Source organism: Kitasatospora aureofaciens, assembly GCF_019192735.1.
GTDB classification, from domain to species: domain Bacteria; phylum Actinomycetota; class Actinomycetes; order Streptomycetales; family Streptomycetaceae; genus Kitasatospora; species Kitasatospora aureofaciens_A.
This window is the reverse complement of sequence record NZ_JAHTKP010000005.1, coordinates 159535-186255: the sequence shown is the minus strand read 5'-3', so window position 1 is coordinate 186255 and position 26721 is coordinate 159535. Positions and strand designations below refer to the sequence as shown.

Annotated in this window: 26 protein-coding genes and 2 pseudogenes; 10 read left to right on the top strand and 18 right to left on the bottom strand. The window is 73.8% G+C overall.

The window, feature by feature from the left end; all coding sequences use genetic code 11:
* Positions 1 to 14: 14 nt before the first annotated feature.
* The 4 genes and pseudogenes from KV557_RS07980 to KV557_RS07965 form a co-directional block, all read right to left on the bottom strand.
* Complete coding sequence (locus KV557_RS07980) at positions 15 to 1865, bottom strand: threonine/serine exporter family protein (protein ID WP_308129803.1); 1851 nt, start codon at positions 1863 to 1865, stop codon at positions 15 to 17.
* A gap of 119 nt (positions 1866 to 1984) precedes the next feature.
* A pseudogene (locus KV557_RS07975) lies at positions 1985 to 2356 on the bottom strand (VTT domain-containing protein); the annotation flags it as partial.
* A 33-nt stretch (positions 2357 to 2389) separates the two neighbouring features.
* The gene (locus KV557_RS07970) at positions 2390 to 4747 is read right to left on the bottom strand and encodes a hypothetical protein (protein WP_218199046.1); all 2358 of its coding nucleotides are present in this window, start codon (positions 4745 to 4747) and stop codon (positions 2390 to 2392) included.
* A gap of 70 nt (positions 4748 to 4817) precedes the next feature.
* Positions 4818 to 6734 (bottom strand): ATP-binding protein, encoded by a 1917-nt coding sequence (locus tag KV557_RS07965; RefSeq protein WP_218199045.1) that lies wholly within the window; start codon positions 6732 to 6734, stop codon positions 4818 to 4820.
* 332 nt (positions 6735 to 7066) lie between these two features.
* On the opposite strand from KV557_RS07965, the gene KV557_RS07960 reads away from it, so the two are divergent.
* Complete coding sequence (locus KV557_RS07960) at positions 7067 to 7390, top strand: hypothetical protein (RefSeq protein ID WP_218199044.1); 324 nt, start codon at positions 7067 to 7069, stop codon at positions 7388 to 7390.
* Between the two features lie 105 nt (positions 7391 to 7495).
* Here KV557_RS07960 and KV557_RS07955 read toward each other — a convergent pair whose 3' ends face one another.
* The gene (locus KV557_RS07955) at positions 7496 to 8659 is read right to left on the bottom strand and encodes a TetR/AcrR family transcriptional regulator (protein ID WP_218199043.1); all 1164 of its coding nucleotides are present in this window, start codon (positions 8657 to 8659) and stop codon (positions 7496 to 7498) included.
* 192 nt (positions 8660 to 8851) lie between these two features.
* On the opposite strand from KV557_RS07955, the gene KV557_RS07950 reads away from it, so the two are divergent.
* On the top strand, positions 8852 to 10009 hold the full coding sequence (locus KV557_RS07950; protein ID WP_218199042.1) for an acyl-CoA dehydrogenase family protein: 1158 nt from the start codon (positions 8852 to 8854) through the stop codon (positions 10007 to 10009).
* 81 nt (positions 10010 to 10090) lie between these two features.
* Here KV557_RS07950 and KV557_RS07945 read toward each other — a convergent pair whose 3' ends face one another.
* A complete protein-coding gene (locus tag KV557_RS07945) occupies positions 10091 to 10360 on the bottom strand; it encodes a hypothetical protein (RefSeq protein WP_218199041.1) in 270 nt (89 codons plus the stop codon).
* Between the two features lie 108 nt (positions 10361 to 10468).
* Here KV557_RS07945 and KV557_RS07940 point away from each other — a divergent pair, with 108 nt between their 5' ends.
* Positions 10469 to 10831, top strand: a complete 363-nt coding sequence (locus KV557_RS07940) for a cupin (RefSeq protein ID WP_218199040.1) — start codon at positions 10469 to 10471, stop codon at positions 10829 to 10831.
* On the opposite strand, the gene KV557_RS07935 is transcribed toward KV557_RS07940, so the two are convergent.
* Entirely contained in the window at positions 10821 to 11411 is a 591-nt protein-coding gene (locus KV557_RS07935; RefSeq protein WP_218199039.1) for a TetR/AcrR family transcriptional regulator, read from the bottom strand. The two genes, KV557_RS07940 and KV557_RS07935, sit on opposite strands and share 11 nt — an antisense overlap.
* Before the next feature lie 110 nt (positions 11412 to 11521).
* Here KV557_RS07935 and KV557_RS07930 point away from each other — a divergent pair, with 110 nt between their 5' ends.
* Entirely contained in the window at positions 11522 to 13072 is a 1551-nt protein-coding gene (locus KV557_RS07930) for an MFS transporter (RefSeq protein ID WP_218199038.1), read from the top strand.
* 81 nt (positions 13073 to 13153) lie between these two features.
* On the opposite strand, the pseudogene KV557_RS07925 reads toward KV557_RS07930, so the two are convergent.
* Positions 13154 to 13261, bottom strand: a pseudogene (locus KV557_RS07925) (prevent-host-death family protein); the annotation flags it as partial.
* Positions 13262 to 13374: 113 nt separating this feature from the next.
* Here KV557_RS07925 and KV557_RS07920 point away from each other — a divergent pair.
* Together KV557_RS07920 and tatA are read left to right on the top strand one after the other, a co-directional pair.
* Entirely contained in the window at positions 13375 to 14010 is a 636-nt protein-coding gene (locus KV557_RS07920; protein WP_218199037.1) for a class I SAM-dependent methyltransferase, read from the top strand.
* Between the two features lie 218 nt (positions 14011 to 14228).
* Positions 14229 to 14513: a Sec-independent protein translocase subunit TatA gene (gene tatA / locus KV557_RS07915; protein ID WP_218199036.1), complete on the top strand. Its 285-nt coding sequence runs from the start codon at positions 14229 to 14231 to the stop codon at positions 14511 to 14513.
* 213 nt (positions 14514 to 14726) lie between these two features.
* Here tatA and KV557_RS07910 read toward each other — a convergent pair whose 3' ends face one another.
* From KV557_RS07910 to KV557_RS07895, 4 genes are read right to left on the bottom strand one after another with little or no spacing between them, the layout of a single operon-like run.
* The gene (locus KV557_RS07910; protein ID WP_218199035.1) at positions 14727 to 14900 is read right to left on the bottom strand and encodes a hypothetical protein; all 174 of its coding nucleotides are present in this window, start codon (positions 14898 to 14900) and stop codon (positions 14727 to 14729) included.
* A complete protein-coding gene (locus tag KV557_RS07905; RefSeq protein ID WP_218199034.1) occupies positions 14897 to 15142 on the bottom strand; it encodes a hypothetical protein in 246 nt (81 codons plus the stop codon). The genes KV557_RS07910 and KV557_RS07905 overlap by 4 nt, the downstream gene beginning before the upstream one ends.
* On the bottom strand, positions 15130 to 15384 hold the full coding sequence (locus KV557_RS07900; RefSeq protein ID WP_218199033.1) for a hypothetical protein: 255 nt from the start codon (positions 15382 to 15384) through the stop codon (positions 15130 to 15132). Before KV557_RS07900 ends, KV557_RS07905 begins: the two co-directional genes overlap by 13 nt.
* Positions 15384 to 15749, bottom strand: coding sequence for an ATP-binding protein (locus KV557_RS07895; RefSeq protein ID WP_218199032.1), 366 nt, complete (start codon positions 15747 to 15749; stop codon positions 15384 to 15386). Before KV557_RS07895 ends, KV557_RS07900 begins: the two co-directional genes overlap by 1 nt.
* 245 nt (positions 15750 to 15994) lie before the next feature.
* On the opposite strand from KV557_RS07895, the gene KV557_RS07890 reads away from it, so the two are divergent.
* Positions 15995 to 16858, top strand: coding sequence for a helix-turn-helix domain-containing protein (locus tag KV557_RS07890; RefSeq protein WP_218199031.1), 864 nt, complete (start codon positions 15995 to 15997; stop codon positions 16856 to 16858).
* Positions 16851 to 17042, top strand: a complete 192-nt coding sequence (locus KV557_RS07885) for a DUF397 domain-containing protein (RefSeq protein WP_218199030.1) — start codon at positions 16851 to 16853, stop codon at positions 17040 to 17042. The genes KV557_RS07890 and KV557_RS07885 overlap by 8 nt, the downstream gene beginning before the upstream one ends.
* A 279-nt stretch (positions 17043 to 17321) precedes the next feature.
* Here the strand turns inward: KV557_RS07885 and KV557_RS07880 are convergent, their stop codons facing one another.
* From KV557_RS07880 to KV557_RS07855, 6 genes are all read right to left on the bottom strand, one after another.
* The gene (locus KV557_RS07880) at positions 17322 to 17693 is read right to left on the bottom strand and encodes a VOC family protein (protein WP_218199029.1); all 372 of its coding nucleotides are present in this window, start codon (positions 17691 to 17693) and stop codon (positions 17322 to 17324) included.
* A gap of 27 nt (positions 17694 to 17720) precedes the next feature.
* On the bottom strand, positions 17721 to 19232 hold the full coding sequence (locus KV557_RS07875; RefSeq protein WP_218199028.1) for a protein kinase domain-containing protein: 1512 nt from the start codon (positions 19230 to 19232) through the stop codon (positions 17721 to 17723).
* A 12-nt stretch (positions 19233 to 19244) separates the two neighbouring features.
* Positions 19245 to 21407, bottom strand: a complete 2163-nt coding sequence (locus KV557_RS07870) for a bifunctional polysaccharide deacetylase/glycosyltransferase family 2 protein (RefSeq protein ID WP_218199027.1) — start codon at positions 21405 to 21407, stop codon at positions 19245 to 19247.
* Between the two features lie 222 nt (positions 21408 to 21629).
* The gene (locus KV557_RS07865) at positions 21630 to 22379 is read right to left on the bottom strand and encodes a hypothetical protein (protein ID WP_218199026.1); all 750 of its coding nucleotides are present in this window, start codon (positions 22377 to 22379) and stop codon (positions 21630 to 21632) included.
* 305 nt (positions 22380 to 22684) lie between these two features.
* Positions 22685 to 23731, bottom strand: coding sequence for a hypothetical protein (locus KV557_RS07860; RefSeq protein WP_218199025.1), 1047 nt, complete (start codon positions 23729 to 23731; stop codon positions 22685 to 22687).
* Entirely contained in the window at positions 23728 to 24546 is an 819-nt protein-coding gene (locus KV557_RS07855; protein ID WP_256177110.1) for an RNA polymerase sigma factor, read from the bottom strand. The genes KV557_RS07860 and KV557_RS07855 overlap by 4 nt, the downstream gene beginning before the upstream one ends.
* 531 nt (positions 24547 to 25077) lie before the next feature.
* Between KV557_RS07855 and KV557_RS07850 the strand changes: the two genes are divergently transcribed.
* Entirely contained in the window at positions 25078 to 25815 is a 738-nt protein-coding gene (locus KV557_RS07850; protein WP_256177075.1) for a VC0807 family protein, read from the top strand.
* 106 nt (positions 25816 to 25921) lie between these two features.
* Positions 25922 to 26659 (top strand): tyrosine-protein phosphatase, encoded by a 738-nt coding sequence (locus KV557_RS07845; protein ID WP_218199023.1) that lies wholly within the window; start codon positions 25922 to 25924, stop codon positions 26657 to 26659.
* The last annotated feature ends 62 nt before the right edge of the window (positions 26660 to 26721 follow it).

Sequence of the window (26721 nt, the reverse complement as noted above, 5' to 3'; positions counted from 1 at the left end):
GGTCCAACGCGCGGTCAGAAGCCCCGGGTGCGCTTGGCGGCCCGGCGCGGGACGACCGGGTACAGCGAGGGACGCTCCGCGCTGACCGGCAGCTTCATGAACAGCCGGGCGATCTCGCCACCCAGGTTCACACCGATGGCGAGCGCCATCGCGATCGCCGCCGCCCGGGAGACCGAGACCAGGCCGGCGCTGGAGTGCCCCTGGGCGAAGGAGAGCATCCCGAGGTAGAGCGCCGAACCGGGCATCAGCGGGCCGATCGCCGCCGTCACGTACGGCAGCGCGGAGCCGTTGCGGTAACGCGCCATCAGCTGGCCGAAGAGGCCGACCAGGCCGGCCGCGACCCCGGTCGCGACGATCGGGGACAGGCCCCCGTTGTAGGCCAGCACGCCGTAGCTGGCCCAGCCGATGCCGCTGTTCAGGGTGACCAGGGCGAGCGAGCGGCGGTCGGTCTGCAGCAGCATCGCGAACGCGAGGGTCAGGAGCATCGCGGCCACCATCTGGACCGGCGGATAGCTGATCCCGACCAGGCTCTCGTCCGGCCGGAGCTTCGCCTCGAAGCCGACCCCCAGGTAGAGGATCAGCATCACGCCGATCACGATGCCCGCGACCAGGTAGATCACTTCCAGCAGCCGGGCGGCGGCCGTGATGTAGAAGCCGGTCAGGCCGTCCTGGACGGCGGCGACCAGGGCCCGTCCGGGCAGCAGCGCGAACAGCCCACCGGTGATCACGACCGAGCCGCGCAGGCCCCAGTCGTTGAAGGACAGGACGATCCCGGAGGCGGCGGCCGGCATCGCGGCCGCGACGAACTGGTAGAACTCCGGCAGCCGGCGCCGGGCGAGCGCGGAGGCCAGCCGGTCGCCCAGCACGGCCGCGATGAACGCGCTCGCGAAGACCAGCCAGGCCTTGTCGTCGATCCGCCCGCCGACCAGGAACGTCGCCGCGCCGGCCAGCAGGCCGGTGGTCAGCGCGAGCACCCAGGCCGGGTACGGGTGCCGGTTGCGGCGGATCAGGGCGAGCCGGCGGTAGGCGTCGTTGACCGAGACCTTCTCCGCGGTGATGTCCGCGACCAGCTCGTAGACCGCGCTCAGCCGGGTGTAGTCGGAGGTGCGGCGGCGCACCACCCGGTCCGCGGTGATCGGCGGCTCGACCAGCGACGGCTGGTGCGAGATGCCGATGAGGGTGAAGGTCACCTGCGGCTCGCAGTGGTCCAGCCGGTAGGCGTGCGCGATGCCGAGCATCGCCGCCTCGACGTCCTCGGCGGCCTCGCCGGTGGCCAGCAGCAGCTCGCCGATACGCAGCGTCAGGTCGAGGATGCGGGGGACGTTCCGGGCCGCCGAGGGGTGCAGCTCGCGGGCGGTGCGTTCGAAGGCGGGGCGCTCGGACATCGGGGTGCGCAGCAGCGTGCGCATCCGGTCCGGCCAGGGCGCCTCGCCGGGCGCGCCGGGCATCAGCTCGGGGGCCGGGATGCCGGTGGGCGGGGTGTAGCCGGCGGCCCGCCACTCCTCGGGGGTGAGGGTGTCCTCGGCGACCGAGCGGCGGTACGGGGACGCGTCCTCGGGCGGCTGGTCGGTCGCCTGCTCGGACGCCTTTCCGCCCTTCACCGTCGACGGCAGCGCCAGGGACGGCGACAGCTGCGGCTCGGGCGTGGGCTCCGGGGCCAGCAGGCCCTTGGTCTCCACGATGGGCGGGGCGAGCGGGACGACGGTGGTCGGCTCGACGACCGGGGCGGGGTGGCCGAGCAGGCCCTCGGTGGGCGGCGCGTCGGCGGGGTGGACCGGCCGCGCCGGCGGCGTCTGCCGCGCCTGACGGACCGCCCGGCCTCCCCTCGCCCGCTTGCCTCCGCCCGGTCGGCCCCGCTTCGGCACTTCCGCTCCTTGCCACCCCTGGTGGCTCCGGGCCACCGTTCGATCTCCGGTTACACCTTGCCTGATCGAACTGCCGAACGCACATGTACGTGACGTCCGGTGACGGGGGCGGCGGACGCCTACCCGGCGCGGTGCCGGGCGCGGGCCGCCGCGCCGGAACGGCGGGCCCGCAGCAGTTCGGCCGCCACGGGGATCACCGAGACCAGCACGATGCCGACCAGGATCGCCTCGATGTTGTCCCGGACGAAGGGGATCCGGCCGAGGAAGTAGCCGAGCACGGTGACGCCGGCGCCCCACAGCACGCCGCCGACGAGGTTGAAGATCACGAAGCTGCGGTAGTTCATCCGGCCCACCCCGGCGACGATCGGGGTGAAGGTCCGCACGATCGGCACGAAGCGGGCCAGCACGATCGCCTTGGGGCCGTGCCGGTCGAAGAACGCGGCGGCCTTTTCGACGTTCTCCTGGTGGAAGAGCCGGAGCCCCGGGGAGCGCCCACGCCCGGTGGGGGCGAGGGCGCCCGCCGGTCAGAGGCCGTAGCGCTCGGCGATGTCCTCGTGCCGCGCGACGTCCGTGCCCGCCGCCTCGGCCAGGCCGAGCCAGGCGAGCGGATGCGGCCAGTCGGCCGTCAGGCGGTGCAGCAGCGCGTCGGCCTCGGCGGCCGAGGCGGTCGGGGGCACCCCGACGGCGGCATAGATGCCCGGCAGCAGACCGTCCTCCTCCGCCGGGTCGGTGACGCTGTACTGCTCCCCGCTGTACGCCCACACCGCGTGGCCGGACTCCCGCAGGCCCTCCCGCAGGGCGGCCCAGGCCTCGTCGCCGGGCCAGGCGCCGTCCATCCAGTACGTCGTGTACCCGGCCGGGTCGAGCAGCGTCAGCATCTCGAACGCCGGCCGCCAGCGCACCCGCTCCGCCTCGGGGGCCTCCTCTCCCGGCGGGTCCTCCAGCAGCGCCGGGGCGAAGACGACGACGTCGCCGTGGTTGAGCGTCAGGTCGTCGCCGAGCACCGGCAGGAGCCGGGCGGTGGCCGGGCCGGTGCGGAGGGCGGGCAGGTCGGCGGTCGCGCCGTTGGTCCGGGTGGCGCGGACGGTGACCAGCTGCCACTCCTCGTCCACCGGCCCCTCGGACTCGTCGAACTCGATGCCGAGCAGCTCGCCGGTGGAGCGGACCACGGCCCAGTCCCGGTTGGCGGTGGCCGCGGTGACCAGGTGCCAGAGGTCGGGCTGCTGGACCGTCCGGTGGAGCTGGTCCTCGGGGGTGCCCTCGGTGGGCAGGGCGTGCTCCAGGATCTCCTGGTACAGCCGCTGCGCGGTCGCGTGGTCGCCCAGCTCGGTGGCCGCGGCGGCGGCCAGCCGGCGGGTGTTGATCCGGTCCGGGTGGTCGGCCAGGATCGCCGCGCAGTGCTCCACCACCTCGGCCCAGCGGCTCTCGGCGGCGGCGAAGCGGGCGCGCACCCAGTGCCCGTCGGCCGGGCTGGTCGAGGCCAGCCGGTCGGCGAAGCGGCGCACGCCCTCGCCGTCCCCGGCGTCGATCAGCAGGGCGCCGAGCACGCCGGTCAGCAGCTCACTGGCCGGGTCCGCGTCCAGGCGCTCCCACAGCAGGTCGGCGGCGGCCCGGGAGTGGCCGAGGCTTCCGAGTGCGGCGGCCAGGTCGACCGCCAGCTCGGTGGCGCCGGCCTGCTCACCCCGGTACCGGTCCAGGGCGACGGAGAGCAGGTCGGCGCCGGTCTCGTGGGGCACCTGCGCCTCGGCGAGGTGCGCCGTCAGTTCGCCCGGCGGGACGGGCAGCTCGGGTGCCGGCAGTGCCTCGGCGGCGGCCCGCAGTGCGGCGATCTCCCCGGCCACGCCGTCGGTGCGGCGCAGCTGGGCGAGTTTACGCTCACCGGTCGCGGCCAGGGTCAGCGCCACCGTCCGGGCTCCGCGGGCCAGGGCGAGCCGACCCGCCGCCAGCAGCAGGTCGACGCACGGGCGGTGGGCGCCGGTGCCGTCGAGGTAGCCGACCCAGCCGGCCAGGACGGCGCCGAGCTCGGCGTCGTTCTCCCTGGCGCCGGCCGCGACCAGCAGCTCGACCGTCTCGGTCCAGTTCGCCCGCAGGTCGGCGTGGCGCTCGGCGTCGTCCCGGGCGGGCAGCAGCGCCAGCGCCTCCTCCGCGCGGCCGAGCGCGGCGAGCGCGCGGGCCCGCAGCAGGGCGCCCCAGAGCCGGTCGTTCTCGCCCAGGTCGCGCCCGCCGGCGCGGGCGGCCTGCTCGGCGGTGTCGAGCAGCGCGAGGACCTCCTCGTACCGGCCGAGCTTGTGCAGGGTGCCGGCCCGGGAGTGGTGGAACTCCAGCGAGAGCCGCTCGCCGGCCGCCTGCATCCGGGCGGCGGCGGTGTCCAGGTGGGCCAGCGCCTCCTCGGCACGGCCGTCGTCCTCCAGCGCGTCGGAGTACTCACGGGAGAGGCAGTCGAAGCAGGAGCGGGCGGGCTCGATCCGCTCCAGCGTCTCGCCGAGCACCGCGAGCCGCTCCGGCGCGTAGCCGGGACCGTCGACCCGGGCGTGGCAGATCGCGAAGTCCTGCACCACGCAGACGGACTGCGGGCAGCCCGCGGTCTCCTCGCGGTGGGCGAACTCCAGCAGGTCGACCGCCTCGGGCAGGGCCTGCTCGCCCTGGTGGCGCTTGTTCAGCAGGTTCTGCATCCGCCAGTGCCGCAGGTAGACCTCGACCCAGGGCAGGCCGAGCGAGCGGGCGGCGGCCAGCGCTTCCGGGAAGGCGGCGTCGAGCTGCTCGTTGCGCCCCTCGTTGGCGTGGCCGGGGAGCTCGTAGATGGCGTCGGCCAGCCGCCCGTGGCCGGCCTCGGCCAGCTGCTGGTGGGCGTCGTGCACCCAGGCCCAGATGTCGGTCGTCATCGTGTTCCCCCCTGCGTCGTGCTGATGAAGAGTCTGCCGCCTGCCACTGACAATCCGTCCGGGAGGCCGGTCACGCTTCCTCCGAGAGGGCGCCGGGGGTGTCCGGGACGTCCGGCAGGCCGGCCGGGACGGCGGCGGTCAGCGCGGAGACCGCGGTGCCGACGCCGGACAGGGCGGCGGTCAGGTCCCCGCCGGACGAACCCGACGTGCCCGCCGGACCCGCCGCGGCCATGATCACCTTGAGCGAGCGGAGCAGCCCGGCCGCGGTGGCGCTGCCGGTGTGCCCGGCGCGGTAGGCGGCGAGCAGGTCCTGGACGGCCGGGCAGGACAGGTTGAGGTAGAGCCGGGCCCGGACCTCGCCGTCGGTACGGGCTGTGAACGCCCGGGCCAGCCGCAGCGCCGCGGACGGGATGCGGGCGTCGGCCCGGTCGTCCTCGATCCGCGCCTTCCGCTCGGCCTCCCGGTCCGGCACCAGGACCAGCGGCAGGCCCGGCGGGTCGAACCGCGCCGGGACCAGCTGCTCGCCCGGGTCCGCGAGGGCGCCGGCCAGCCAGGCGGCCTCCTCGGCGGGCAGCGGGCGCTCCGGGTCGCGGAACATCGCGCGGTCGCCGTGCTCGCTGCCCAGCTCGACCAGGCGGCAGCCGCGCAGCCGGGCGTACCGGCGCAGGAACGGCAGGACGGCGTACCGGTCGCCGCGCGCGATCGGCACCTGCATCGCCCGGTACAGCATCTCCTCGAAGCCGCCGCCGCTGCCGAGCGCGACGTGCACCGCTCCCCCGCCCGCGGCCCGCAGCGCGCCCGCCGTCAGGTCGCCCTGCGAGGTGGGCACCGGGACGTCGTCGGCGAGCAGGGTGAACAGCCGCTCGTCGCAGAGCGCGGCGCCGAGGAGGTCCTGGCCGTGCCGGGTGAGGATGCGGCGCCACGTGGCGGGCCGCAGCCGGGCGGTCTCGTACAGGCCGTCGACGATGGCGTCGGTGAGGGTCTGCCGGAGCGCGCGGTAGTGCTCGTCGCGCTGGAGGTCCTCGCGGCTGGCGGTGGGGGTGAGCCGGCTGGACTCGACGACGCCGCCGATGAACCCGGCCCAGCCGGGCAGCAGGTCGCGGGCGTCCTCGGCGAGCAGCATGCCGCGCAGGTAGACGGCGAGGTCGCGGTTGTCGCTGCTGCCGTAGGTGCCGCCGTCCTGGACCCAGAGCAGGCCGATCGCGTCGGTGCCGCCCTCGACCGGGTTGACCGGGAAGGCGGTCAGCGGCTCGAAGCGGCGGCCGAAGGCGGTGGCGAAGCGCATCCGGGCCTCGTGCGGGTCGCCCTCGGGATGCTGGCGCCAGGGCACCTCGACGGCGTTGACGGGTTCGTCGTCGTCGCCGACGAAGACCGGGATCGGCAGCAGCACGCAGTACCGGCCGAGCACCGCGCGCAGGGCGTCCTCGTCGGCGAGGTGGGCGTGTTCGGCCTTGAGCGTCAGCTCGACGACCGTGCCCGGCTGCGACCTGGCCGGCACCGGCTCGACCAGGTACTGCTCGCCGCCGCGGCTGCGGTAGCGGTGGCCGAGCCCCGGTTCGCGGTGCGAGGTGGTGGTGACGACGACCTCGTCGGCCACCGAGAACGCGGAGAGGAAGCCGAGCCCGAAGGCGCCGATCAGCTCCTGGTTGCCGGTGAGTTCGCGCAGCATCCGGGTGTAGCCGGTGCCGACGGTGGCGAGGTAGGCGTGGATCTCCGGCTCGGTGAGGCCGGCCCCGGTGTCCTCGATGCCGACGGTCCGCCGGGCGGCGTCGCCGCGCACCCGGATCAGCGGGCGGTGGTCGCCGTCCGGGTCCTCCAGCAGCCGGCGGGTGTGCGAGTCGTGGGCGTTCTGAACGAGTTCGCGCAGGGCGACCAGCGGGGTGGAGTACAGGTGGGTGGCGAGGACGCTCACCAGGCCGCCGAGATCGACCTCGGTCGTACGCAGATCCTCGGCGGGGACGGGCTCGGGCGGGAGACCTTGAGACATGGGAACCCAGTGTGCCAGTGCGACTATCCGGCGACCATTTCTTTCTCTCTGACGACCCTCGGTCAACTCGGTATTGACAGTCGGGGTTTGTCGACACCATTCGACTCCCCCTCCAACTCTCCACTCTTCACGGACACTTGACCTTCACTGCCGGAAGTCGCACGAACCCCGGATATGCCCGCGCCATGACACCATCGGGCGAATTGCCACCCATTCGGTGGAGTTCGTCCACATCGGTGGTGAATGCTGATCGTGCGACGTCAGGCAACGGCGCCACGGAGCGGCCACTCCGGATCGCGCCACATTTCGCACTCCAGCTCAGGGAGACCAGCGTGTCCCGTATTCGCGCAGCCGCCGCCGTCACCGCCCTCGGGGCCTTCCTCCTCGTCGGTGTCGGTGCCGCCACCGCGCACGCCGACAACGGCGCCGGTGCCATCGACCACTCCAACAGCAGCGTCGTGAGCAACACCGGCTCCAACAACATCATCGGCAACGTCCATGGCAACGTGGTCAGCACCCAGCAGACGGCCACCGGTTCGGGTGCGAGCAACCAGAACAACGGCCTCGCCGCGACCGGCAACGGCGGCAACATCGGCGCCGTGCAGGGCAACGGCAACTTCGACGCGCGCGTGTACTACCCGCACGTCCTCTACTAGGCCGCGCCCTGCCCCTGGCGCAGCCTCACCCCCACGGGCCGGGTGCCCGCCCCACCAGCGCGGGGCGGGGGCCCGGCCCGGCGGCGCGTCAGGAGAAGCCGCACGTCAGGACAGGCCGAGGACGGCCCGGGCGAGGCGCAGGAGGCAGTCGCCGAGGTCCGGGCGGGCGCTGTGCGGGCGGTTCCGGACACCGTCGTTGACCACGGCGAACAGGGCGTGCACCCGGATCCGGGCCTCCACCGCGTCGTACTCCGGGCGCACCCGGCGCAGCAGGCCCACCCAGGTCCGCAGGAAGTCCCGGCGGAAGTCCACCGCGACCCGCCGGTCGGGCGGGGCCAGCCGCTCCGTCTCGCTGAGCATCGCGCCCAGATAGTCGCCGTTGCGCCGGGCGAAGCCGACGTACGCCGCCAGGCCGGCCGCCAGCGCCGCGTCCGGGTCGGGCGCGGCCGAGATCGCGCCGTCCACCTCGTGCCACAGGCGCTCGCGGCTGCGCACCAGCGAGGCCGCGAGCAGCTGCGCCTTGCTGTCGAAGTGCCGGTACACGCTGGGGCCGGAGATGCCGACGGCGGCGCCGAGCTGGTCGGTGCTGACGTTGTCGAAGCCGCGCTCGTGGAACAGCCGGACGGCCGCCGCGAGCAGCTCCTCGCGCCGCGCCTGCGGCCGGGGCCCGGGGACGGCGACGCGCGGCTGCGGGCCGGCAACGGTGCCGGCGCCGGTGCCGTCGAGGGAGACCGCGAGGACGGCCGCGACCACCTCGCGCAGCACCGCCTCCGCGCGACGGGGCTGCGGCGCGGCCGACTGGTAGGAGAGCCCGGCGCAGGCCGAGAGCGCCGACCAGCAGAGCAACTCCACGTCTTCGCAGGACAGTTCGGGACGCTCCGCGCGCAGGACGGCGACCATCAGCGCCGCGTCCGCGCGCAGTTCGCGGCGCAGGGCCGCCCGCCGGGCCGGCGGCAGCAGCCGCGCGTCGCGCTGCACCAGGGTGCCGAGCGGGCGGTGCCCGACGGCGACGGCCGCCAGGGCCTCGCCCAGCCCGTCCGTGGAGTCGGCCGCGCGGAGCCCATCGGCCAGCGCGTCCAGGCCGAGCCGGACGGCGCGGTCGAGGAGTTCGGGCTTGCCGCGGAAGTGCCGGTAGAGGGCGGGCGCGGTGATGCCGACCCCGGCGGCCACCTCGGTCATCGAGACCTGGTGGTAGCCGCTGCGGTGGAAGCGGTCGGCCGCCACCGCGAGGATCTGGGCGCGCCGCCCGGGCGGCCGTCGGACCACCATGCCATGCCCCTCCCGGTTCGCGCCGCTTCGCCGAACGAAGGCTAGCAAGGATTCACTTGTCCCGGCTCGGGACCGGTGATCACCGGACTGTTCCGGGAGCGCCGACCCTGGACAGCCGAAGCTACCCGGGATTAACTTGTGAGGCCACCACCTGGCCGGATCACCGCTGGTACCACCGAAGGGAGCGCCGCCGTGCGCCGCACCGTGTTCACCGAGGACCACGAGGCCTTCCGGGAGACCGTCCGGGACTTCATCGCCAACGAGGTCGTCCCGGTCTACGAGAGCTGGGAGGCCGACGGCCACCCCCCGCGCGACTTCTACCGGCAGCTCGGCGCGCTCGGCGTCTACGGCATCGAGGTGCCCGAGGAGTACGGCGGCGCGGGCGAGAGCGGCTTCAAGTACCAGGCGGTGATCGCCGAGGAGACCGCCCGCGCGGGCGTCAGCTTCGGCTCGTCGGGCGTGCACACCGGGCTGGTCCTGCCGTACCTGCTGGAGTACGCGACCGAGGAGCAGAAGCGGCGCTGGCTGCCCGGCTTCGTCTCGGGCGACATCATGACCGCGATCGCGATGACCGAGCCGGGCGCCGGCTCCGACCTCGCGGGCATCACCACCACCGCACGGCTCTCCGAGGACGGCACCCACTACGTCCTGAACGGCGCCAAGACCTTCATCACCGGCGGCGTGCTGGCCGACCTCGTCCTGGTGGTGTGCCGCACCTCCCCGTACGACCCGGAGAACCGCCGGGCCGGGCTGTCCATCCTCTGCGTGGACACGGCCTCCGAGGGCTACACCGTCGGCCGCAAGCTGCAGAAGATCGGCCTGCGCACCTCGGACACCGCCGAGCTGGCGTTCAGCGACGTCAAGGTGCCGGTGGAGAACCTGCTCGGCGAGGAGGGCAGGGCCTTCTCCTACCTGACCCACAACCTCGTGCAGGAACGGCTGGCGATCGCGGTCAGCGCGTACGCGGCCGCCGCGGCGGCGGTGCGGTTCGCGGTCCAGTACGTCAAGGACCGCAAGGTGTTCGGCAAGGCCGTCGCCGAGTTCCAGAACACCAAGTTCACCCTGGCGGACTGCGAGGCCCAGGTGGTGGCGCAGCAGTCGGTGGTGGACCGCGCCCTGGAGCTGTACCAGCACGGCGAGCTGACCGTCGCCGACGCGGCCGCCGCGAAGCTGTTCTGCACCGAGTCGGCCTCTACCGTCATCGACAAGTGCCTTCAGCTGCACGGCGGTTACGGCTACATCCTGGAGTACCCGATCGCCCGGCTCTACACCGACAACCGGGTCTTCCGGATCTACGGCGGCACCAGCGAGGTCATGCGCAGCATCATCGCCAAGTCGCTCGGCCTGTAGGTAGGTTCACAGCTGCGGCGGGCCGCACCCCCATGGCGGCCCGCCGCTCCCCGTCCACCCCATGGGCCGGACGGGTGAAGGTCAGTTGGGCGACCCGTGCTCGGCGCGCCAGGCCTCCCAGCCCGCGACCGACGCCACCTTCGCCTCGTGCAGCGCCCGTTGGGCCAGTGCGGTGGGCGGAGTCTCCAGGCTGCGCACCCAGCTGCGGCCGGCCGTGGCCAGCGCCGCGCACACCATCGCCGCCCCGGCCGCGCCGAGCACCGCGCCGATGCCGGTGAGCACCGCGCCGCCGGTCAGCAGCGAGCGGTTGACCTGGAACCCGCTGAGAAATCCCTCGTTGGTCGTCGCCATGCCTCCACGATGCGGGCACTCGGCGGGGCCCGCACGCCGAGCGGCTCCGGGTGCGCGAGCCGACCGCGTCCGCGACGCTGGGGGCACGCAGGGTCAGGAGGACGCGCGATGGCCGATCCCGGAAGGGCCGACCCCGGCAGGGCGGATCCCGACAGGGCCGATCTCGAACAGCTCGCCGTGGAGCACGCCGCGAAGGCCGCCGAGAGCCCGCACGGGCGCAGCGCCCGTCTCGTCCTGCACGACGGCCTACTGCGGCAGACGGTGATCGCCCTGACCGGCGGCACCTCGCTGGACGAGCACACCCCGCCGACCGCCGGCAGCGTCCAGGTGCTGCGCGGCCGGGTCGCGCTGACCGTGGCCGGCCGGCGTCAGGAGCTGTCGGCGGGCGAGCTGGCGCCCGTCCCGCAGGAGCGGCACGGGCTGCTGGCGCACGTCGACTCGGTGGTGCTGCTCACGGTGGTCACCGCGTAGCGGGCTCCAGGACGCTCTCGCTGACCAGCCGCAGCCCGCGCAGGAAGTCCCGTCCGCTCGGCGCGAGTTCGGGGGCGGCCAGCCACTGGGCGACGTACCCGGCCAGCAGCGTCTGGTAGAAGGCGCCGCGGGCGAGTTCCTCCTCGGTGTCCGGCACCTCGGGCAGACCCTGGAACAGCGCGGCGAGGCCGAGCCGGCCCTCCTTCTGCGCCTCCGAGAACGCCTGCGCCAGCTCGGGGGCGTGCGCGGCCTGCGCGAGCGCCTCGAACTGGGCCGCCCAGAGCCCCCGGTGCTCGACGAAGACGCCCTTGAGGCCCTCCCACACCGCGACGAAGCGCTCCTCCGGGTCCTCGGACGTCCGGTTCGCGGCGACGACCACCGCCCCCAGAGCCACCCCCATCTCCCCGATCGCCTCGATCATCGCGGCGTTGAGCAGCGTGTCCTTCGAGCCGAAGTGGTAGCCGATCGCGGCCAGGCTGACGCCCGAGGCGGTGGCGATGTCCCGGGCCGTGGTGCGGCCGTAGCCCTTCTCGTACAGGCAGCGCTTGGCGCCCGCCATGAGGTCTTCGCGGTTTCCCATGCCCCCGATGCTACGGAAGATCTGGACGGTCGTGTAGCACGGCCGAGTAAGACGATCGATTCAGACGAAGGATCTAGACAAACGTCTGACACGTCCGTACCGTCTTCCTCATGACCGCAACCACCGGCCGCGCAGGCCGTCGCGAATGGATCGGCCTGGCCGTCCTCCTTCTGCCGACACTCGTCCTCGCCATGGACATGGGCGTGCTCTTCTTCGCCGTCCCCTACATCTCCACCACGCTCGCCCCCAGCGGCACCCAGCAGCTGTGGATCATGGACATGTACTCGTTCCTGCTCGCCGGGCTGCTCATCACCATGGGCTCGCTGGGCGACCGGATCGGCCGCCGCCGGCTGCTGATGATCGGCGCCACCGGCTTCATCGGCGCCTCGCTGCTGGCCGCCTGGGCCCACGACGCCGACCAGCTGATCGCCGCCCGCGCCCTGCTCGGCGCCGCCGGGGCCACCGTGATGCCCTCGACCCTCGCGCTGATCCGCAACATGTTCCACGACCCCAAGCAGCGGCAGATCGCCCTCGGCGCCTGGGGCGGCATCCTCACCGCCGGGGCCACCCTCGGGCCGGTCGCCGGCGGCCTGCTGCTGGAGCACTTCTGGTGGGGCTCCGCGTTCCTGCTCGCCGTCCCGGTGATGGCCGTGGTGCTGCTCACCGCCCCCGTGCTGCTCCCCGAGTACCGCTCCGGCGCCCGCACCGGCCGCTTCGACCTGCTCGGCGCCGCGCTCTCGATCGCCGCGATCCTCCCGCTGGTCTACGGCGTCAAGACCCTCGCGGTGGACGGGTGGAGCCTGCTCCCCGCCCTCGCCCTCCCGGCCGGGCTGCTGCTCGCCGCCGCGTTCGTGTGGCGCCAGCGCACCGCCGCCGACCCGCTGCTCGACCTGAGCCTGTTCCGGATCCGCACGTTCAGCGGGGCGATCAGCGTCAACACCATCGCGATGTTCGCGATGATGGGCTTCTCCCTCTTCACTTCGCAGTACCTGCAACTGGTCAAGGGGATGAGCCCGCTCACCGCCTCGCTCTGGTCGCTGGTGCCGAGCCTCGGCGTCGGCGCGGCGGTCGGGATCAGCTCGGCGCTCGCCGGGAAGGTCCGTCCGGCGGTCCTGATGGGCGGCGGCTTCCTGGTCGGGGCGACGGGCTTCGCGATGATGACGCAGGTCGGTGCGCACTCCCCGCTGGCGCTCATCCTCACCGCGGCGGGCGTGCTGGCCGCGGGCACCGTCGGCACGATGACGATGACCGCCGAGATGGTCGTCTCCGCCGCCCCCGTCGAGCGGGCCGGTGCCGCCTCCGCCGCCTCCGAGACCGCGGTCGAGCTGGGCAGCTCGCTCGGCATCGCCCTGCTCGGCGCGGCCGGCGCGGCGGTCTACCGCCACCGGCTGGACGGCGCCCTCCCGGCGGGCGTGGACGGCGAGGCCGCCCGCGCCGCCCAGGACACCCTCGGCGGCGCGGTCACCGTCGCCGCCCACCTGCCCGGCCGGCTCGGCGCCGACCTGCTGGAGACCACCCGGGCGGCCTTCACCGACGGGCTGCACGTCGCCGCGGTGGTCGGCCTGGTCTTCGCCCTCGGCGCCTCGCTCCTGGCCTACCGCCTGATGCGCCACCTCCCCGCCGCCACCCCCGCCCCGGAACCCGCACCCGCCGCCGCCTGACCCCGGCCGCCCCGGCACGATCCACGCGAGTCATCGAGAGCCCCCGCCCCCGGGCGGGGGCTCTCCGCCGTTCAGGCGCAATCAGCCACGGTGTGCGCGCAGCATGGCTGCCATCTCCTCCAGCGAGACGGAACCGTCGAGGCCCTCGGCCTCCGCCGCGTCCGCCAAGCGGCTCAGCCACTCGTCCTCGGCCTCCGCAGGGCCCCGGTGCTTGGTGATCCCGATCGCCGGCTCGTTCATGCGTCGAAGGTACCGCCGGAATTCAGCGCCCGGGCGCGGCCGGGCGTGTCAAGGTGGGCGGCATGGTTGCTGATCACGGGCGGGTGCGCGGGAGTTACGACACCGTGGCGGAGGAGTATCTGGGGCGGATCGGGGGTGAGCTGGCGTACAAGGCGGTGGACCGGGCGCTGCTCGGGGTCGTCGTGGAGGAGGCGGCCGGCGGGGTGGTCGCCGACCTCGGGTGCGGGCCCGGGCACGTGGCCGGGTGGCTGGCCGGGCGCGGGGCCGAGGTCGTCGGCATCGACCTCTCGCCCCGGATGGTGGAGCTGGCCCGGCGGGAGCACCCGAAGGCCGCGTTCCGCACCGGCGACCTGCTGGAACTCCCCGCCGAGGACGGCGAGTTCGCGGCGGCCGTGGCCCTGTACTCGGTGATCCACCTGGAACCGGCCGAACTGGCGCCCGCGTTCGCCGAGATGCGGCGGGTGCTGCGGCCCGGCGGGGTCCTGCTGGTCTCGTTCCACCTGGGCACCGAGGTGCGGCGGATGGACGAGTGGTGGGGGCACCAGGTCGACGTGGACTTCCACTTCCTGGAGACGGACGCCGTCGCCGCGCGACTCGCCGAGGCCGGATTCTCGGTCGAGGCGCGGCTGGAGCGGGACGGCCTGCCGGAGGAGGCCCCGACCCGGCGCGGGTACCTGCTGGCCCGTCGGATGGGCTAAGGCTCCACCCGGGGGTGGACCCGTGCGGGCAGCCGGCACCCGGGGTCTGTTTCCGGCCGAACCCGGGTGCCGACACGCGCACTCCGCTCCCGCGGCACCCGGTTTTTGACCAGCGTTTCCCGGCCGGTGTATCCGTTCGTCGCCGCGGCCAGGCATACTGGCCAGCGTGGGCGCTAGCCCTCCCGTGACTCTAGACAAGAAGGGACCGGTGGCCGGGGATGCTGCGGAACGGTCTTGAGCCCTGGCACCTCCTGGTGGTGCTGGCGATCGTAGTCCTGCTGTTCGGATCCAAGAAGCTGCCGGAGATGGCCCGCGGCCTCGGCAAGTCGATGCGCATCCTCAAGGCGGAGACGAAGGCGCTGCGCGAGGACGACGCCCCGGCCGACACCGCCGCGGCGGGCACCGCGCAGAGCACCGCCCAGCAGCCGGCCGACCGCCCCGCCGTCACGCCGACCAACGTGACCAAGGCGACCGAGACCAAGCGGCCCGAGACGACCACCTGAGGCGCCTGAGTCCCGCAGATCTTCCGGAGGCCCCCGGTTCCGTCCGACACGACGGAGCCGGGGGCCTCCGTCGTGCCCAGCGTCTGCCGACTGGCTGTCCGTGGTGATCCCGCAGCAACGTGGCGGGCCGGATCCGGCGGCGGGGTTGATCCGGCAGGGCTGATCCAGCACGGCGGGCCTGTGCACGCGTACCCGCCGTGCTGATGCCCGGGCTCAGCCGGGTATGCCGTTGCGCTTCCGGTCGGGAGTGGGCGGCCGGTGGTGGTCGTCGTCCGGGCGCGGCATCCTCAGGGTCGCGATGACGCCGAGCACGACGGTGGCGAGGGCGAGGGCGAGGAGGGCCACGAAGGCCGCGCCGATCAGGAAGTCGGCGGTACCGGGCCTCATCGGCGGAGCCTGATCGGCGTGTTGAAGCCGAGGCGGGCGGCGAGGGAGAAGAGCAGGTCCTCGGCCTGGTCGCGGGTGAGCGGGAAGGCGAGGTGGGCGCCGGGGGCGGCGTGGACGTCGAGGTCGACGGCGACCCGGAGCTGGACGGTGGCGTCGGGGACGGGCTCGGCGGCGAGCTGGTGGACGGTGGTCCGCTCGGTGTGGGCGGCGGGGGTGGTGACGAGGGGGATCAGGACTCCCACGGGTCACCCCGCTCGGCGTCGAGGAGGAGGGAGAGGAGGTTGAGCAGGGTTGTGGCGGGGGCGGTGTTGAAGCGGACGAGCACTCGACCGTCGAGGGTGCGGTCGGTGGTCGCGGAGGGCCAGACCAGGCCGAACTTGCGTCCGCGCTCGTTGACTTCGGCGATGAGCGTGCGGATCTGGTCCTCGGTGTAGAAGCGGACGCGAGGGTCGGTCGGCTTCATCGGGTGGCGGTGGATGGGCATCAGGCGGCGTCCAGCTCCAGCTCGAACCAGATGAACTTGCCACGCTTCTGCGGGTCGACACCCCAGCGGTGGGTGAGGCCCTCGACGAGCTGCAGGCCCCGCCCGGACTCGGCGAGGGGGGCCGGGGTTCGCTGCTCGGGGAGCTTGGGGCTCTCGTCGGCGACGGAGACCCGGAGGGTGTTGTTGACGGCGAGGATCTGGACGACGGGCGCGGGGGTGTCCCCGTGCCGCCAGGCGTTCACGAGCAGCTCGACGAGGGCGAGTTCGGCGTCGGCGATGGCGGAGGGCGACCAGCCGACGCGGGTCATCGCGTCGTGGAGGGACTGGCGGGCGATGGCGAGGGAGGGCGTGTTGAGGTGACGCATGGGAGGTCTCCCGGGCGTTGTGTGGAGGGGTGAGTCGACGGATACGTCGCCGTGAGCCAGGCCAGGGCATGGCTGCTCTGCGGTGCGACAGGGCGTTACTGACGACCCGTCGGATCGATGTGAGATCGACCATAGCGCACAGAGTCTCAAATTTGAGACCACTGTCCAGAAGTTCCCCCGAACGTGACTGCCACCGCCTCCGAGGCCTGCGGCACACTGATCTCATTACCCGCAGAGAGGACGCCATGGCCCTTCGATCGAACCCAACCTTGCGCCAGCGGCGGCTGGGAACGGAGTTGCGGAGGATCCGGGAGCAGGCCGGCCTCGGCGGTAGCCAGCTGGCACGCGAACTCGGCATCCACGCTGCCCAAGTCACACAGATGGAGAGCGGGAAGAGTGGGATCAGCGTCGAACGCCTGCGGACCATCGCCGCCGTATGCATGTGCACCAACCGGCCCTTGATCGATGCGCTAGCCGACATGGCCTCGGAGCGCGGGAAGGGCTGGTGGGAGGAGTACCGCAACACCCTGACCGTCGATTTCCTTGAGGTGGCAGAGCTTGAGGGTCACGCCAAGCGAATCACCTTCTGCAACACGGTCTACATGCCTGGCCTGCTCCAGACCAGCGCCTACGCATCCGCAGTGTTCGCCCGGCTTGTTCCTCCCCTGTCCTCACAAGAGATCGACACTAGGACGACCTTTCGACTCAGGCGCCAGGAAGTTGTTCGTTCCGGGGCAACTCCCCTCCGAGCTTTTGTCCACGAGGCCGCTCTGCGAATGCAGTTCGGCGGTCCCATGGTGCTCGTGGATCAACTCGCCGCCCTGCTTGATGACTCCGAACAGCCCGGAATCTCCGTTCGAGTGGTGCCGTTCGCCGTTGACACCTTCCCGGGCGCCGGCGAGAACCTGACCTACATCGAGGGGCCGGTCCCTGAGCTGGACACCATCGAGATGGACGTTTCCCAGGGCGCTCTGTTCTTTGACTCACCGGCCAACCTGGCCAAGCACCGAACCATCTTCTCCAGTTTGGACTCCACTGCTCTTTCCGAAGAACAATCGCGCGACTTCATCCGATCCATCATGAAAGAAATGAAATCCACCTATGCCTAGCTCAGAGTGGCAGAAGTCCAGCTTCAGCGCCTCAAGCAATGAATGTGTGGAGGTGCGCGCCGTCAACGGGCTGGTCGAACTTCGCGAGTCCGACGAAGACCACCTCATCATCCGCACCGCGCCCACCACGTTCGCCGCGTTCCTCCAAGCCATCAAAGCCGGCCAATTCGACCACCACGCCTAAACCCAGCGGCCCTTCGCGCGAACTCGCGCGAAGGGCCGCCGCACTGCCAGGTCCTTCACCTACCGATCGGACAGGGAATCACAGGCCCGTGGACTCCACGAGGCGGGCACGACACCGCCGCCCGGTAGACGACCGCACCGGAGGGCATCCACACGAACCACACCACGTCATTCCCCTGCCCCAACTGCTCCCGTGCCGACTCCCCGCGAGTCGGCACGGGCACAGTCGGCCGATCCGACTTCCCGCTCCCTCCACTATCCACAGGCTGTGGACAACGAATCAGCCGTGCGCGGTGTCGATGACGCAGAAGCGGTTGCCGTCGGGGTCGGCGAGGACGACGAAGTCCGGGTCCTCGGGGTAGAGGTCCCAGGCGACCTCCTGCGCGCCGAGGGCGAGCAGGCGCTCGACCTCGGCGGCCTGGTCGGCGGCGTCCTTGGCATAGAGGTCGAGATGGACGCGCGGGTGCTCCTGGACGGGCGACTCGCTGAAGCCCAGGGCGAGTTGGACGCCGTTCCCGTCGGCGGGGACGAGCACCGTCCAGTCCTCCTCGACCACACCGTTGCGCGGGGCGTAGCCCAGCGCGGCCGTCCAGAAGGCGACCGCGCGCGGCATGTCGGAGACGCCGAGGACGAGGGATCCGATGGTCAGCACGGGCCCATTGTGGCCCCGGACGTCCCGTCAGTCGTTCTGGTTGTCGGCCGCCGTGTGCAGGGCGCTGAAGAGGGCGCCGAGCCGGGAGTTCCAGTTCTGGGTGGTGGGGCCGTCGATGGCGTGCTTCTTGCTCAGGTCGCGGACCAGCTTCTGGGCGTCCTTCAACCCCTGGGCGGCGTCGTCGGGATTGCCCTCGTTGAGGCTCGCAGCGGCGCTGTCGAGAACGCGCAGGAGCTCCATCTGGCGGTCGCGTTCCTTGCCACCGATCGGCGTCTGGGCGACGGCCTGGCGGAGGGCGTTCAGCTGGACGGCCGGGGGCTGGTTGCGCGGGACGGTCGGGCTCGGGGCGGACAGGCCGGCCGCGGTGGTGGGGGCGGCGCTCGGGGTCGGGGTGGGCGTCGCAGCGGCGGGCGCGGTGGCGGCGGCCGGGGGCTTGGCGGCGGCGTTGCCGGCGGGCTCGTCGAAGGCGGTGAGGGCGATGGCGGCGACCCCGGCCAGGCCGGCCACGCCCAAGGCGCCGAGGACGAGGGGCTTGCGACGGCGGTCCCGGGTGGGGGGCACGGGCGGGGCGGCCGGGACGGGGGCCATCAGGGAGGTGGCCGGGGCCTGGGGTGGGAGGAGGGTGGTGTGCTGCTGGTCCGAGTTCACCGGGGCAATCGGCGGCAGCATCTGGGTCGGGGCTGCGGTCGCCAGCAGCTCCGCCGTCGGGTCTCCGACGGCCAGGCCCGGGACGGTGGCCAGCAGCTCGGCCCGCGCCGCTGCGGCGTCCGCCGGCCGGTCGGCGGGGTTCTTGGCGAGAAGGCGGAGGACGACCCCGTCCAGCGCGGGCGGCAGCCCGGGGCGACGGGTGGACGGCGGCAGCGGCTGCTCGCTGACGTGCTTGAACGCGATCGCCACCGGGGTCTCGGCCGTGAACGGGGTCTCCCCCGTCAGCATCTCGGTCAGCACGCAGCCGACCGCGTAGAGGTCGGTGCGGCCGTCCAGCGCGGAGGCGGTGGCCTGCTCGGGCGACAGGTACGCGGCCGTGCCGAGCACACTCGCCGTCTGGGTCAGGTTGCTGGACGACCCGGCGCGGGCGATGCCGAAGTCGACGACCTTCACCCCGCCGTCGTCGGTGATCATGATGTTGCCGGGCTTGATGTCCCGGTGGACCAGCCCGGCCGCGTGCGCGACCGCCAGGGCCTCGCAGACCGCCGCCGCGATGCCGACGGCGCGTTCCACCGGCAGGGTCGGCTGCTGCGCCAATACCGCGGCCAGCGAGCGCCCGTGCACCAGCTCCATGACGATGAACGGCGTGCCCTGGTCGACGCCCGAGTCGAAGACCATGACGATCCTCGGGTGCACCAGCATCGCCGCGTGCTGCGCCTCCCGGCTGAAGCGCTCGGCGAAGCGCGGGTCGTCGGCGAGGCCCCCGTTGAGGACCTTGACGGCCACCTGGCGTCCCAGCACGCGGTCCACCCCGCGCCAGACGGTGGCCATGCCGCCGACGCCGAGTATCTCGACGAGTTCGTACCGCCCGTTGAGCGCCCGTCCGATCACCTGGAACTCCCCTCACGTGCCGTGCCCGGGGTTCCGGGCCGCCTCGTGCACCTGTGCACGATAGCCGCCCACCCCGACCGGCTCCGGAGGAGTGTCCGCGGCGACGGGCACCTGGAGGCTGCCGTACCGCTGCATCCGCTGCCAGCGCAGCCGGGAGCCGGCCAGCGCCGTGAACACCGACTGGATCACCACCAGGTACATCAGCTGCCGGTAGACGAACTGCTGCAGCGGCAGGCTCCACAGCGGTCCCAGCCGCTCCTTGTCGAGCCGGAACGCGTACGCGCCCATCAGCATCTGGATCAGCAGGAACCCGGCCCACACGCCGATGATCCGGACCGGGTCCAGGAACGCCACGCCGTACAGCGCGAAGACGTCCACGACCGGGGCGAGCAGCGGCAGCAGCACCTGGAACATCAGCAGGTAGAGCAGGCCGCGCCGGCCCAGCTTGCCGGCCTGCCCGCCCTGGGCCAGCGCGCCGCGGTGCTTCCACATCGCCTGCAGGGTGCCGTAGCACCAGCGGTAGCGCTGCCGCCACAGGGCGCTCAGCGAGGCGGGCGCCTCCGTCCAGGCCTTGGCCCGCTCCTCGTACACGACCCGCCAGCCGTCCCGGCAGAGGGCCATGGTGAGGTCGGTGTCCTCGGCCAGGGTCTCCTCGCCGACCCCGCCGACGGCGAGCAGCGCGGAGCGGCGGAAGGCGCCGACCGCGCCCGGGACGGTCGGCATGCACTCGCCGAGGTCGAACAGCCGGCGGTCCAGGTTGAACCCGACCACGTACTCGATGTGCTGCCAACGCCCCAGCAGCCCGCCGCGGTTGACCACCTTGGCGTTGCCCGAGACGGCACCGACCGCCGGATCGGCGAACGGCTGCACCAGCATCCGGACGGCGTCCGGCTCGAAGACCGTGTCGCCGTCCACCATCACCAGCAGCTCGGCCCGGGCGGCGGCGATCCCGGTGTTGAGGGCGGCCGGCTTGCCCGCGTTCTCCTGCCGGATCACCCGGACGTACGGCAGGTCCAGCGACTCCACCAGGTCGGCGGTGCCGTCCGTGGAGCCGTCGTCGACCACGATCACCTCGACCGGGTGGTCCGAGGCGAGCAGCGAGCGCACCGCCGGCTCGATCCCGGCCACCTCGTTGTACGCCGGCACGATCACGCTCACCGGCTCGGTCACCGGCGGGCCCCAGCCGCGGCGGCGCAGCCGCTTGTGCCGGGCCGCGGCCACCAGCACGGCCACCGCGCGCAGCACGCTCACCGCGCCGGCCGCCCACAGCAGCCAGCCCAGCACGCTGAGCACCCAGTTGCCCGCCCGCATGAGCCAGATCAGGGCCAGGCCCTGCCAGTGGTCGCCCGCCCCGGCCGGGCGGACCGGGTCGGGCAGGCCGACCGCGTCGCTCACGGTGGTGAAGCGGAAGCCGCGGGCCTTCAGCGTGGACAGCACACCGTCCAGCGCGGCGACGCTCTGCGAGCGGTCGCCGCCGGCGTCGTGCATCAGCAGGATCTGGCCCTGGTTGCCGGGCCCGCCGGTGGCGTTCTTGACGATCTCGCCCACGCCGGGGCGGCGCCAGTCCTCGCTGTCCTGGGTGGTCAGCACGGTCAGGTAGCCCTCGCGCCCGGCCTGCTGGACGGCGGACCAGCCGGGGTCGTCCAGGGCGTCGGCGGTCGAGGAGTACGGCGGGCGCAGCAGCGAACTCGTCACGCCCGCCGCCCCGGCCAGCGTCAGCTGGGCCTCGCGCAGTTCCAGCGTGCGGCGCCAGGCGGGCGCGGCGCCGAGATCGGTGTGGGTGAAGGTGTGCACGCCGAGCTGGTGGCCCTCGGCGATCATCCGCTGCACCAGTTCGGGGTGGGCAGCGGCCTGGGTGCCGACCACGAAGAAGGTGGCGTGGACCCCGGCCCGGTGCAGGACGTCGAGGATCTTCGGGGTCCACCGCGGGTCCGGGCCGTCGTCGAAGGTGAGGGCGATCGTGCCGGGCTTGGGGGTCGCGCTGCGGGGCTTGCCGTCGACGGTGTCGATCACCGGGCCGCCGGTGTGGATCGCCTCGGGGACGGTGCCCGCGGCGGCCGGGGTGGCGTCCCCGTCGGGGCGGTCGTCGTACAGGTGCTGGGTGTAGCCCTGGAACAGCAGGGTGGTGACGAGGGTGAACAGCAGGACGGTCAGCAGCAGCCAGTGCGTGCGCATCGGCCGCTGACGGGGGATCCCGCGCCGGCCCCGCCGGGCGGGCGAGGCGGGTGCGGGGCTTCTTCGGCGGCGGGCTGCGCTCACGGGGCGGGTGCTTTCGGGAGGGGACGGAGGGGTTTGGGGCACGACGGACCGGCGCAGCGCGGACGGTGCGCTGCGCGGACGGGGGGGAGCCGGGCGTCAGGGGGTCGGCGTCACGGGGCCGGCGTCAGGGGGTCGGCGTCAGGGGGCCGGAGCGGGCTTGGTCGGCTTGCCCGGCGCGCCCGTCGGGTGTCCGTGGCCGGGCGGCGGGCCGACGGTGGGAGCGGCGGTGCCGGTGCTGGTCCCGCCGTGTGTCGGAGTGGCGGTCGCCGCCGGCGGCTCGGGAGCGACGGGCACGCCTCCGGGCGCGGCCGGTGCGGCCGACGGGGCAGGGGCCGCCGGGGTGGTGGGGTGGTGGGCGACCGTCGTCGGCCGGACGGGGGCCGGCTGGACGGAGTCCGGGCGCGCCGTCCCGAGGTCCGTCGGCGCCGGCTCGCTCGGCGCGGTGGTCGCCGTGGGCTCGGGCGCGGGGGCGGCCGCCGCGGGCGGCTGTGGCAGCGGCAGGAACGGCGCGCTGACGGTGGGCCCGCCAAGCACCGTGCTGACCAGCAGCACGAGGTAGCCGGCCGCCGGGACGGCGAGCAGGACGGCCAGCCGGCGGATCCGCCGACGGCGGCGGCCGGAGGAATCCACGAACACCGGGGCGGCGGCGATCTCGGCCGCTTCCGGGGATGGCGGCTCCAGGAACGGTGACTCGGGGGACGGTGACTCGGGGGCGGCGGAGGCCGCGACCACCGGAAGTTCGGCGGTATCGGCGGTATCCGCGGGCGGGTAAACCACGAACGCCGGAAGGAAGGCGGTCTCGACGGCCTCGGGAGAAGGTGAGGCGGCCGGGGAACCGGGCAGCGGATCCCCGACCGCCGGCTCGTGGTCGTACACAGTGACGGTCACGGTCGGTCCAGGTGTGGTCTGGGTGGAGCACAGGGTGTGTGTGGCCCGCCCGGACTGCGGGCGGGCGGGCCACACGTTCCGGGCCGGCCGGGCCGGCGGCGCGTCCGGGGTGAGCGCCTGCCGGTCCGGCCGGGGGCCGGCCGGGTGGACGGCGGGCACGGGGGAGCCGACCGGCCACCCGGGGTCTTCGGGTGGGTACTGCGGTTACTGCGGGTGCTGCGGCCTTGCGGGGTACGGCGGTGGTTCGGTCCGGATGGGCGGCGAGCCCGGGGGGAGTCGCTCGCCACCCACCCGGAGTTCTGGGCTCACCTCTGGGGCGGTGAGTTGTCGGGTTTGGTCTGGTGCACGTCGGGCGGCGTGGGCAGCGCCGTCAGCGGGAGGCCGGTGGCCCCGCCCTTGCCGGGCTTGCCGCCGCTGCCGTCTCCGGTGCCACCGCCGCCGTTCTTGCCGGCGCCGCCGTCACCGTTGCCCTTTCCGGCATCGGTCCCGTTTCCGGTCCCACCGCCGGGGTCGGCGCTCGGGCCCGGACGGCCGGGATCGTGCGGCTGCGGGGTGGCGCTCCGGGGGGCGTCGTTCGCCGCCCGGCCGAGCGCCGCCACGCAGTAGTCCTCCACCTTGTCCGGTCCGCCGGCCTCCATGACCAGTGGGCCGAACAGCGGGTCCGTGACCAGCCGGGCCGGGTGTTCGCCCTTGCCCGTCCGGTCGGCGAACGTGTGGCAGAGGGCGACCACCGCGGGCGAGGCCGGCGGAGTGCCGTGCCCGTCCGCGGAGGACGCTCCGGGCGACGGCGTGGCCGACGGTTTGAGCGCCTGCGAGCCGCCGCCGGACGAACCGGTGGCGGACGAACCGGTGCCGGACGGGCGGCCGGACGGGGTGCCGGTCGAGGCGGTACCGGTCCCCGCGGCGGACGAGGTACCGGGGGTGCCGACCGGAGCGAGCGAGTGCTCGGGCTCCGAGGGGCCACCGTCCAGCGCGGAGGACAGGTTGCCCGTACCGGCGGCGACCGCGACCCCGCACAGCGCGGTGGCGCCGAGCACGGCGGCAGCGGCCTTCGCGCTGAAGGCCCTGGCCAGCGTGGCGGTTGCCATCGATCGTCTCCGGACGGGTGCGGTCATCTGTACGGGGTCGGGCGTGAGACGGGCCTCCCGGAACGCGGTCAGGGCGGCCTCCTCCCCGGCCAGCTCGGCGGCCGTCGCGGGAGCGGCGGCCGCGGCGAGTACGCGGGCAAGCTGCCCGGTACCGTCCGATCCGGTGAGCGAGGCGTCCTGCCCGGCCGACGGGCCGCCCACGGCACCGCCGAGCAGCTGCTCGGCAGTATCACGGTCGATCCGACGGGATCGGTTGGTGCTCATCTCATGTCCTTCAGCGTCGCGGCCCGGCGTTCTGTCACACCCTGCGGAGGAATTTCTTTCGCGGATCTCCCGGCGGCCTTGCCGGTGCCCTTCCCGGCCGCCCCCAGGGCCCGGTCCGCCACCTGCGCGGCCGGGATCCCCGTCCCCGCCCCGAACGGCTGCTCCAGCAGCTTGGCCAGCCGCCGCAGCCCCCGGTGGGCGGCCATCCGGACGGTGCCGGCCCGCTTGCCGAGCACCTGCGCGGCGCTCTCGGCGTCCAGCTCCATCACCACCCGCAGCAGCACCGCCTCCGCCTGGTCGCGCGGCAGCCGGGAGATCAGCGCCAGCGCGTCGCCCGTGCCGACCCGGGCCAGCGCGGAGCCGGCGGTGTCGTCCCCGGCGGACAGCTCGGCCAGGTACTCGAACGGCAGGTCGGCGACCGGACGGCGGCGCCGGGCGCGCAGGTGGTCCAGCGCGCGGTTGCGGGCGATGGTGGCGGCCCAGCCGCGGAAGCCGTCCCCGTCGCCGGAGAAGTCGCGCAGGTCGCGGGCGATCTGCAGCCAGGCCTCGGAGGCGATGTCCTCGGCGTCCTGCGCGTCCTCCGGGCGTCCGCCGACCAGCACCCGCAGATAGCGGAGCAGGCCCGGCTGGACGGTCCGGAACAGCAGCCGGAAGGCCTCCTCGTCGCCGCGCTGTGCGGCCTGGACCGCCTCGGCCAGGTCGGTGGGGGCAGGGGCCGGGCCCGGTGGTGGGCCGGCAGGGGGTACTGGTCCGGACCGGCCGACGGGGTTGCCGGTGCCCGCTCCGGGGCGCTCTGCACTCTGCACCCGCCACATCATGCGCCATCCGGGCGACGGGAACGGGCCGAGTCCTCGGACCACGGACGGCCGGGCCCAAGGTCCCGTGGACGGCTGCCGTTCGCCCACAGCCCGGCCGGGCCCTCCCAGCCCAGGTTGTCAGTAGACGAAGCAATCGGGCCCCGTTTCCAAGGCGGCCTCCCACGTCCGGACCACGCCGTCAGCATGACGCCCCCCGCGCCCGGCCCGCCACCGATCCGTACCCCACCCCCTGCCGGCCGACCGCCCGGGAAGGACCGCCATGACGACCGCCCGGGAGTTCCACGCGGAGGGACTGCGCGACCACCGCAGCGTGCGCTGCGAGGACACGCCGGGCCGCGAACTGTGGACCTTCACGGCGCCGACGCAGGAATGACGTCGCAGCTCGGAGGCGGTGTCACGGCGCGCACCATGACGTCTGTCATACGGATCCGGCAACGGACGACACTGCTCTGACGGAGGGTCGCCCCGGAAAACTGGAGGCACGACGCGGGCACCGGCCCGTGGCCACCAGCCGGGGAGGAACCCACCATGAGCCAGACCCTCAGTGCCGCCGCCACCGTCGCCCCGGCCGAGGCCGCCCCGGCCGCCGCGAAGCACGCGAAGAAGGCACCCAACCCGCTGGTCTCCGCGCTCCGCCCGCTCGCCCTGGACGTGGCCGCCCCGATGGCCGGCTACTACCTGCTGCACTCGGTCTGCGGCCTGAGCGAGTTCGCCGCCCTGGCCTGGAGCAGCGCCGTCCCGGCCGGCCGGACCGTCCTCGGCCTGCTGCGCGAGCGCAAGCTCAACCTGTGGGCCTCGCTGATGCTGGCCGTCAACCTGGCCGGCCTGGCGCTCACCTTCGTCACCGGCGACGCCCGGCTGATGATCGCCAAGGACGGCGGGCTGAGCGGCACCGTGGCGCTGGCGATCCTGGTCTCCGCGCTGCTCCGCCGGCCGGTGATGACCCCGATGCTGATGCCCTTCGTGACCAAGGGCAACCGCGACCGCGCCGCCGCCTGGCAGCGGCTGGTCGAGGGCCGGGCGGCCGGCTCGCGCGCCTTCCGCCGCTGCGAGCGTCTGTTCTCGGCGATCTGGGGCACCGCGCTGCTGGCCGAGTGCGTGGCCCGGGTGGTCGGCGCGTTCACCCTGCCGGTGGCGACCATGGCCTGGCTGTCCACCGTCTTCCTGATCGGCGCCATCGTGGGCGGTTCGATGCTCGGTCAGATCGCCGTCGAGCCGATGGAGAAGCTGGTCCGCGCCGAGGCCGACGCCCCCACCGCCGCCTGAACGGCAGGTTCCGACGACTCGAACGCCGAGGAACCATCCGGATCTCCCGGGAGTCCTTACATAACGAGGGGGTAACGGGCCCCCGGTCGAGGAAACGGGGAACCCCATGAGGACGCACGCGCTGACCACCGCCGAGGATCGCACCCTCGTCTGGGACGGCTGCCTCAACGTCCGCGACCTGGGCGGACTGCCCACCGCCTCCGGCCGCCCGACCGCCCGCGGCGCGATCGTCCGGGCCGACAACCTCGACCGCCTCACCGCCGAGGGCTGGGACGCCCTCCGCGCCCACGGTGTCCGCACCGTCGTCGACCTGCGCAACACCGAGGAGTACAAGCCGCTCCTCCCGCTCCCCGAGGGCATCGACCTGATCCGCGTCCCGCTGGACGAACTCGCCGGCCCCGCCTGGTGGGAGACGCACGGTCGGCTGGACGGCACCCCGCTCGCGCTCCGCCCCTACCTGGACCACTGCCCGCACGCCGCAGCCGAGCTGATCACCACCGTGGCCGGCGCCCGGCCCGGCGGCCTGGTCGTCCACTGCGGCGCCGGGCGTGACCGCACCGGTCTGGCCGCCCTGCTGCTGCTCGCCCTGGCCGGCGTCGAAGCGGCCGCGATAGCCGAGGACTACCTGCTCAGCGGGCCCAACGTCCGCCCCCTGTACGGGATGCTGGGCCTGCCGGACCAGTACCGCCGGATCGACGCGGTGCTCGCCGAGGCCGGCACCACCGCCGAGGCCGCGCTGGCCGCCACGCTGGACGGCTTCGACCCGGCCGGCTACCTGCTCTCCGCCGGGGTCGCGCCCGCCGCCATCCACGCCGTCCGGGCCCGCCTGCTGCCCGAGGCGTAGGCGGCCACCGCCGTACGCGGCCACCCGTCGCAGGCACCCGTCGCAGGCACCCGTCGCAGGCA